The organism is Mesorhizobium sp. NFR06, from assembly GCF_900115245.1.
Classification (GTDB): Bacteria; Pseudomonadota; Alphaproteobacteria; order Rhizobiales; family Rhizobiaceae; genus Mesorhizobium.
In genome coordinates this window covers 23,630-31,667 of the sequence record NZ_FOVT01000031.1, presented here as the reverse complement: position 1 = coordinate 31,667, position 8,038 = coordinate 23,630, and the positions used below count along the sequence as shown (strand labels likewise).

General features: G+C 64.8%; 7 protein-coding genes. 5 read left to right on the top strand and 2 right to left on the bottom strand.

Going from position 1 to position 8,038, the window contains the following annotated elements; all coding sequences use genetic code 11:
- Both groEL and F3H96_RS29700 read left to right on the top strand, forming a co-directional pair.
- The coding region (gene groEL, locus F3H96_RS29710) for a chaperonin GroEL (protein WP_149805199.1) at positions 1 to 898 on the top strand (898 nt) is incomplete at its 5' end.
- Between the two features lie 319 nt (positions 899 to 1,217).
- Complete coding sequence (locus F3H96_RS29700; protein WP_244620215.1) at positions 1,218 to 2,258, top strand: fatty acid desaturase; 1,041 nt, start codon at positions 1,218 to 1,220, stop codon at positions 2,256 to 2,258.
- 277 nt (positions 2,259 to 2,535) lie between these two features.
- Here F3H96_RS29700 and F3H96_RS29690 read toward each other — a convergent pair whose 3' ends face one another.
- A complete protein-coding gene (locus F3H96_RS29690; protein WP_149805196.1) occupies positions 2,536 to 3,915 on the bottom strand; it encodes an FAD-binding oxidoreductase in 1,380 nt (459 codons plus the stop codon).
- A gap of 120 nt (positions 3,916 to 4,035) precedes the next feature.
- On the opposite strand from F3H96_RS29690, the gene F3H96_RS29685 reads away from it, so the two are divergent.
- Entirely contained in the window at positions 4,036 to 4,941 is a 906-nt protein-coding gene (locus F3H96_RS29685) for a LysR substrate-binding domain-containing protein (protein WP_149805195.1), read from the top strand.
- Positions 4,942 to 5,196: 255 nt separating this feature from the next.
- On the opposite strand, the gene F3H96_RS29680 is transcribed toward F3H96_RS29685, so the two are convergent.
- A complete protein-coding gene (locus F3H96_RS29680) occupies positions 5,197 to 5,856 on the bottom strand; it encodes a metalloregulator ArsR/SmtB family transcription factor (protein WP_149805194.1) in 660 nt (219 codons plus the stop codon).
- 110 nt (positions 5,857 to 5,966) lie between these two features.
- On the opposite strand from F3H96_RS29680, the gene F3H96_RS29675 reads away from it, so the two are divergent.
- Both F3H96_RS29675 and F3H96_RS29670 read left to right on the top strand, forming a co-directional pair.
- The gene (locus F3H96_RS29675) at positions 5,967 to 6,698 is read left to right on the top strand and encodes an MBL fold metallo-hydrolase (RefSeq protein ID WP_149805193.1); all 732 of its coding nucleotides are present in this window, start codon (positions 5,967 to 5,969) and stop codon (positions 6,696 to 6,698) included.
- Positions 6,695 to 7,951, top strand: coding sequence for an MFS transporter (locus tag F3H96_RS29670; RefSeq protein WP_149805192.1), 1,257 nt, complete (start codon positions 6,695 to 6,697; stop codon positions 7,949 to 7,951). Before F3H96_RS29675 ends, F3H96_RS29670 begins: the two co-directional genes overlap by 4 nt.
- The last annotated feature ends 87 nt before the right edge of the window (positions 7,952 to 8,038 follow it).

Here is an 8,038-nt window from a genome sequence, read left to right as displayed (position 1 = left end):
GCTGATCATCTCCGAGGACGTCGAGGGCGAGGCGCTGGCGACGCTGGTCGTCAACAAGCTGCGCGGCGGCCTCAAGGTCGCGGCCGTCAAGGCGCCAGGCTTCGGCGACCGCCGCAAGGCGATGCTGGAAGACATTGCCGTGCTCACCGCTGGCCAGATGATCTCGGAGGATCTCGGCATCAAGCTGGAGAACGTCGCCATCGATATGCTCGGCCGCGCCAAGCGTGTGCTGATCGACAAGGACACGACAACGATCATCGACGGCGCCGGCGCCAAGGCCGCCATCCAGACGCGCATCGCCCAGATCAGGGGACAGATCGAGGAAACCACATCCGATTACGATAAGGAAAAGCTGCAGGAGCGGCTGGCCAAGCTCGCCGGGGGCGTTGCGGTCATTCGCGTCGGCGGCGCCACCGAGTCGGAAGTCAAAGAGAAGAAGGACCGCATCGACGATGCGCTGAACGCCACGCGTGCCGCTGTCGAAGAAGGCATCGTGCCCGGCGGCGGTGTGGCGCTGCTGCGTGCCAGGACGGCGCTTGCCGGGCTGGCCGGCACCAATGCCGACGTCACCGCGGGCATCTCGATCGTGCTCAGGGCGCTCGAAGCGCCGATCCGGCAGATCGCCGAGAATTCCGGCGTCGAAGGCTCAATCGTGGTCGGCAAGCTCTCCGAGAGCAAGGATCACAATCAGGGCTTCGACGCCCAGAACGAGATTTATGTCGACATGATCAAGGCCGGCATCGTCGATCCGGCAAAGGTGGTGCGGACGGCACTTCAGGATGCCTGCTCGATCGCGGCCCTCTTGATCACGGCCGAAGCCATGATCAGCGACGTCCCCGCGAAGGATTCCGCCCCATCGACAGGCGGCAACGGCGGCGTCGGTAGAATGGGCTACTAGATTGGATCATCGACGGTCGCGTATGCCAGGCTGGAATCCGTCAAGTGCCAAGAAAGCCGATCCGGAACCTGCAACTGAACAGAACGACGAAAACCGCTTTGAAAGCATCCACGATGCGGCTGCGCGACGGCGCAGGAATGCAGACACTGACGCCACACCCCGGCCCGCTTGCCAGACGGCCGGGGACAACCGCCTTATATGAAAACGAAAGCTCGACCGCGTCTCTACTTTCACTATGACTTCCGTTTGCCGGACACTATGACTTCCGTTTGCCGGATCGTTCCGCGCAAGAATCTCCAAACCCACAAAGGCCCGCCCATTGTCGTTGACGCAAGCCGCCACATCCATCCCTCCGCTCCAGGGCGGCGAACGGGCCTGGCCCAAGGTTCTCGCCGGCTATCGGGAGCCACACGCGGGGCGCAGCCTCATTGAACTGACAGTGACGCTTGTCCCGTTTGTCGGTCTTTGGGTGCTTGCCGCGATGGCGCTGCATCATGGCTTTTGGTCGGGCATGGCGCTGACTATTCCTGCGGCAGGCTTTCTGCTTCGCCTTTTCATGATCCAGCACGATTGCGGCCACGGCTCCTTCTTCGCTCACCGCAAGGCCGATGATTGGACCGGGCGCGTGATCGGCATCCTGACGCTGACGCCATATGACTATTGGCGCCGCGCGCATGCGGCGCATCATGCCTCGGCCGGCAATCTCGACGAGCGCGGCGTCGGCGACATCACGACCCTGACCGTGGCCGAATATCGGTCCCTGTCGCGACCCCGCCGGCTCGCATACAGGCTCTACCGCAACCCTGCTGTGATGTTCGGCATCGGCCCCATCTGGCTTTTCTTGCTCAAGCAAAGACTGCCCTTCGGCATGATGCGCTCAGGCATGGAACCCTGGGTTTCGACTATGGCAACCAACCTGGCCATCCTGGTGCTGAGCCTCGGCCTCATCTGGGTCGTTGGGCTCGGGCCGTTCTTGCTGGTGCACCTACCAATCGTCGTGGTGGCAGGGTCGGCCGGCGTCTGGTTGTTCTATGTCCAGCACCAGTTCGAGGAGACACACTGGTCGCAAAGCCCACAATGGCGATTCCAGGACGCCGCCCTGCACGGCTCCTCACATTATGAACTGCCGCTGGTCCTGCGATGGCTCACGGCAAACATCGGCATTCATCATGTCCACCATCTTTCCAGCAAAGTGCCATATTACCGGCTCCCGGAAGTGCTGCGGGACTACCCGGAACTGCGCGGCATCGGCCGCATCACGATCATCGAAAGCATTCGGTGCGTGAAGCTCGTGCTTTGGGACGAGCGCCACCAACGCCTCGTTTCGTTTCGTGATGCACGCGCCACGCCGCCTGCATAGCTATGCGCAATTGTGGCATTGCTGGTTTGACGCCAAGTCTACGCCTCGTCGCCCAACGCTCGCCCTTGGTGAACCGTAGTTGATCCCGCTTGAAACCGGCTGACGTGACACCTGGCGCCCCAGTGTGCGTGCGACAGCTCCTGCAATGGCAGTTCCCCACTCAGAAGGGCTCGTAGCGCACCGCACCGCACATGCACCCGTAGGAGTACGCCCTGCCAGGTTCTTGCATGATCACCTCCTCCGTGCACCGCGCACGGTGCCGACCCTTCGAAAGACCTCATGCGGCTTTAGGCCAGATGTTCTGGTTGAGACGGAACAGGTTCGCCGGATCGTACTTGTTCTTGAGCGCGGCGAGTCGGGCATATTTTTCCGGGCCATAGGCAGCCGCGACCCGTTCAGGGCCCTCGTCCGCGACAGCGCCGAGATAGTTCACATAGACGCCACCCGAAGAATAGGGCGCCATCGCATCCCAAAGACCGCGAACCCACTGCACGTTTTCGTCGCGATCGGCCTTCCCGGGCCAGATGCCCAGGATCAGCAGGTTGTAGCGGGCGTCGCGGTGGTTGAAGGCTGTCTCGTCGGTGCCGATCCGGCTGACCGCGCCGCCGAACTGCTCGATTGCGATGGCCGAGCTGGGTGAAGGGCAGCGCCGGACATGATCGACCACCAATTCGACGGCGGTGTCGTCAAGCTCGGCAAGGAAACTCGATTTCCAGTAGTTCCGATGCCCGGCAGGGAACCCCGGGTCGAACATGCTCTGGACCTCGGAATAGGTTATCGGCGCGATCGTGTCGGCGAGCGGCGCGCCCCAGCCGCGCAGCGGCTCCAATACCGCCTCCCCATCTTCGATCGCGCCATTGTAGCAGACGGCGATGGCCACCACGCGCTCGCCCTCGGGGGATGTCACGAACAGCGCCATCGATCCGAACTCGTCCGGCGTGTTGCGGGTGAATTGATCGTAGAAGCGGATCAGATCGACCGCCCTGTCGAGCGGGTGAATGATCAGCCCGCCCAGCACCTGGCCGACCGGGTGAAGTTGGAACTCGAACGAGGTGGCGATTCCGAAATTCCCGCCGCCCCCGCGCAATCCCCAGAAGAGATCCGCGTTCTGGCTGCCGCTCGCCGTAACCAGCTGGCCCTCGGCGGTCACGATATCCGCCGACCGGAGATTGTCACAGGCCAGGCCGTGACAGCCCATCAGCCATCCGATCCCACCGCCGAGAGTCAACCCGGCGACGCCTGTGGTCGATACCACGCCCCCTGTCGTCGCGAGGCCGAAGGCCTGGGTCTCGTGGTCAAACTCGCGCCAGAGGACGCCGGGCTCGGATCGGGCCGTGCGGCGCTCGGGGTCGACCCGGATGCTCTTCATCGGCGAGAGATCGATCATCATGCCGCCGTCGCAAACCGCATTGCCGGAGACGTTGTGCCCCCCACCTCGCACGGAGAGAAGCAGGCCGCTGTCCCGGGCGAAGTTGACGGACTGAATGACATCGGAGACGCCCGCGCATCGAGCGATCAGGGCCGGGCGTCGATCGATCATCGCGTTGTAGATCGTGCGCGCGTCGTCATACCCGACATCGCCGGGCCGCAGCAGGCTACCGCGCAGCGTCGCTCGGAACGCCTCGATCGCGGCAGCATCGAATGTCGCTCTGTTCATTTAGCTCTCCCGTGGCATCACGCAGGAACTTCCGTTCGCCTATCCTCGGTCAGCGATGCCGAGGAGGCAATATCGAAGATTTCAGGTGCTGGATGAAATGGAGTCATCTATGCTCGGTCGATGAGAAAGCTGCCACCGCTGGCCCAGTTGCGCGCCTTCGAAGCCGCCGCGCGGCATTTGAGCTTTCAGGCGGCCGCAAGCGAGTTCGCGCTCACGCCGACCGCCATCAGCCATCAGATCCGACGGCTCGAGCAATATTGCGGGCTCCCGCTTTTCCGCCGGCGCCCGCGGCCGATCATGCTGACGCCTGCCGGCGCGGCGCTCTATCCGGTTATCCGCGATGGGCTGGACTCCTTCGCGGGCGCGCTCGCGGCTCTAAAGGTGCCGGTCGCACAGCGGCAGCTCAGGGTGACGACGACCAATGCCTTTGCCAGCAAATGGCTCGTCCCGCGCCTCTCCCTCTGGCGCGAGGCGCAACCCGGCATCGCCCTCGAGGTGATCGGCACGGATGCAGTGCTGAACCTCCCAGCCGGCGAAGCCGATCTTGCAGTCCGCTACATGAATACGCCGCCACCCGACCTCGCCGCCCACGAACTGGTTCGCGATACGTTCGTGGCCGTGTGCAGCCCCGGGACCCTGCCTGAAGGTGAGTCGCTGCGATCCTTCTCCCAACTCAGGGGGCAGACCTTGATCCACGACTACTGGTCGCCTGCCGACGCCACTGCGCCAACTTGGAAACGCTGGCTCGCGGAAGCCTCGAAGACCGCTTCTGACGTACCGCGTATGGACGAGATGAAGCATCTGAGCTTCCGCGAGGAAGCGCATGCCATCGATGCGGCGCTGGCCGGCCAGGGAATATTGATCGTGAGCGACGTGTTGGTGGCGCGTGAGCTCGCAGATCGGACCCTGGTGCGCGCTCTTGAGTTCAGCCTGCCAGGCTATGGATTCTTCGTCACCTTTGCGCCGGCACGGGCCAACGACAGTGCGGTCAAAGCGTTCCTCGCATGGATCTGTCACGTCGCCTGACGGGACGCATCCTTGAACTTCAGCCCGGAACGATGTCCGGAGTTGGCGCTTTTATGGCATTGGGGCCGTGCCGCTCACAGAACGCGTCGGGTCACCGGTGATGTCGGCTTGGCCGTCCAAATCATGCCGGCTGACGCGATTCGACCGAGTTAGAATTAGTGGGGTCCTGACCTTAGGACGGCCAACTTGGCTAACCGCCGGCCGCGCCTTGCTGTTCCGCTCGCGGGCATCCGCCCCGCCACATTAGCCGCACGGTCAGGCGGCGATTTCCACCGGCAGGCCGGCGGCTTTCCATTCCGGCATGCCGTCCTCCAGCCGGCGCGCGGAATACCCTAGCGAGCGCAGCGCCGCCACCGCCTCGAAGGACATCACGCACCACGGGCCGCGGCAGTAGGCGACGACCTCTCGGTCGGCAGCGGCAGACCAAGCCTTGATTTCGCCCAGCGGAACATTGACCGCGTCCGGCACATGGCCGAGCGCGAACTCGTCCGCCGGCCGGACGTCGATCAGCGTCACCAACCCATCGCGCATCTGCGTCTGAAGCTCGTCGCGCGTGACCGGCCGCATGTCGTCGCGCGCATCGAAATAGCCGCGCACGATGCGATCGACATCGGCGAGACGCCGCTCGGCAACGTTGCGCACCGAAGCGAAAGCGGCAAGCACGCTCTCATCCGCGAGTGAGTAGTGGACGAACTTGCCGTCGCGTTCGGCCGAGACAATGCCGGCGCGCCGCAGCCCCTGGAGATGCTGCGAAACGTTGGCGACGGGCTGGCCAAGCTTTGCGGCGAGCGCCTCGACGCCGCGTGGTCCTTGCGCGAGATGCTCGATCATCTCCAGGCGCAGCGGGTGGCCGAGCGCCTTGGCGACGATCGCAAACTGCGCGTAAAGCGCCTGCTTCGGATTGCGGATTGACATCGGCCTTTCTGCGACGCATCGTCATTCAATAGAATAATAGAATGACGATTTCGGCCTGCTGTCAAGCCGGGCGCTGCGCCTGGCGCAGTCGGCCGCACGGAGGAAAAGCGATGATTCTCAGGCAGTTCCTGCACACCAACCCGGTTGCCGCTTCCTACCTGTTCGGCTGCGGCGGCAAAGCGGCGGCGGCCGTCGTCGATCCGGTCGGCGATCTCGCGCCCTATATCGAGACGGCGCGCGCGACGGGCATGCGTATCCTCTACGTCATCGACACGCATATCCATGCCGACCACATCTCGGCCGGGCGCGCGCTCGCCGAGGCGACCGGCGCCGACTACGTGCTGTTCGAGCGCGCCGAAGCGGCATACCCATTCCGGCGCGCCAAGGACGGCGAGGTGCTCGAGCTCGGCAATGTCACGGCGACGGTCCTGCACACGCCGGGCCATACGCCGGAGCATCTCAGCCTTCTGGTCACCGACCGGACGCGGTCGCCCGAGCCCTGGTTCGTGCTCACCGGGCACACGCTGATGGTCGGCGACCTCGGCCGCACCGAGCTTGCTTCAAGCGCCGAGGACGGAGCCCGCGCGCTCTACGCCAGCGTGCGCCGGCTGAAGGAATTGCCCGACCATATCGAGGTGCTTCCCGGCGCCTATTCGGGGTCGGTCTGCGGGCGCTCGCTGAGCGGCAAGCCGACATCGACCATCGGCTTCGAGCGACGCTTCAACAAGGCCTTCCGCATCGAGGACGAGGACCAGTTCGTCGCCGCCATGACCGCCGACATCCCTCCCCCGCCGCCGGAGGCCGCCCGGACCCGTGCCGTCAACGCCGGAGCCGACTCTTGAGCATTGCGGCGCCCGCCGTTGCGCTCGGCCTCAAGGCCAACTGGAAGCAGTTCGCGCTCCTGGTGCTGATCAACGCCTTCGTCGGCGGCATGGTCGGCATCGAGCGGACCGTGGTGCCGCTGATCGGCGCGGAGGAATTCGGCGTCGCTTCGACCACTTTGGTCGTGTCCTTCATCGTCAGCTTCGGCGTGGTCAAGGCCTGCGCCAATCTCGTCTCCGGCCAGCTTGCCGACGCCTGGGGCCGCAAGCGGGTTCTCATCATCGGCTGGCTGTTCGGCCTGCCGGTGCCGTTCATCATCATCTGGGCGCCAAGCTGGGGCTGGATCGTCGCCGCCAACGCGCTGCTCGGCATCAACCAGGGGTTCGCCTGGTCGATGACGGTGATCATGAAGGTCGATCTGGTCGGCCCGAAATCGCGCGGGCTTGCCGTAGGCCTCAACGAGTTCGCCGGCTATCTCGCGGTCGGCGTCACTGCCTTCCTGACCGGCTATCTTGCCAGCCGCTACGGGCTGCGCCCGGTGCCGATCTATCTCGGCGTCGGCTACGCGGTCGCCGGCGCCGCGCTGGCGATCCTGCTCGTGCGCGACACGCGCGAACATGTGCGGCTGGAACTCGCGAACCATCCGAAAGCAGCCTCCCCGCTCAGTTTCCGCGAGATCTTCATGCTGACCTCGTTCGGCGACCGCAATTTGTTCGCCGCCTCGCAGGCCGGCCTGGTGAACAATCTGAACGACGGCATGAGCTGGGGCCTCTTTCCGCTGTTCTTCGTTGCCAATGGGCTCGGCGTCGAGCGCATCGGCGTCCTCAAGGCGGTCTATCCCGCCGTCTGGGGCGTCCTCCAGGTCGCGACGGGGCCATTGAGCGACCGTTGGGGCCGCAAGGGGCTGATCGTCGCCGGCATGTGGGTGCAGGCGGCGGGGCTGCTGCTCACGGCCGCGACGCGCGATTTCGGCTGGTGGCTGCTGGCGAGCCTTTTGCTCGGCCTCGGCACGGCGATGGTCTACCCGAGCCTGATCGCCGCCGTGTCCGACGCATCGCATCCCTCCTGGCGGGCTCGCTCGCTCAGCGTCTACCGCTTCTGGCGCGACCTCGGCTATGCGATCGGGGCACTGTCCGCCGGCCTGATCGCGGATTTTTTCGGCTTCGCCACGGCGATCGGGGCAATCGCGGCGCTGACCTTCACGTCGGGTGCGATCGTTGCAGTGGCGATGCGGCAGACAACAGCGTCACCGCCGGCGCGACGCGATGGCTAGCGGTGAAAGCCTGACGCTTGCTACCCGCGTAGAGGAGTCCACCTTTGCTCGCGTTACGGCACGAGTTGAGCCGGACGGACCTCACAG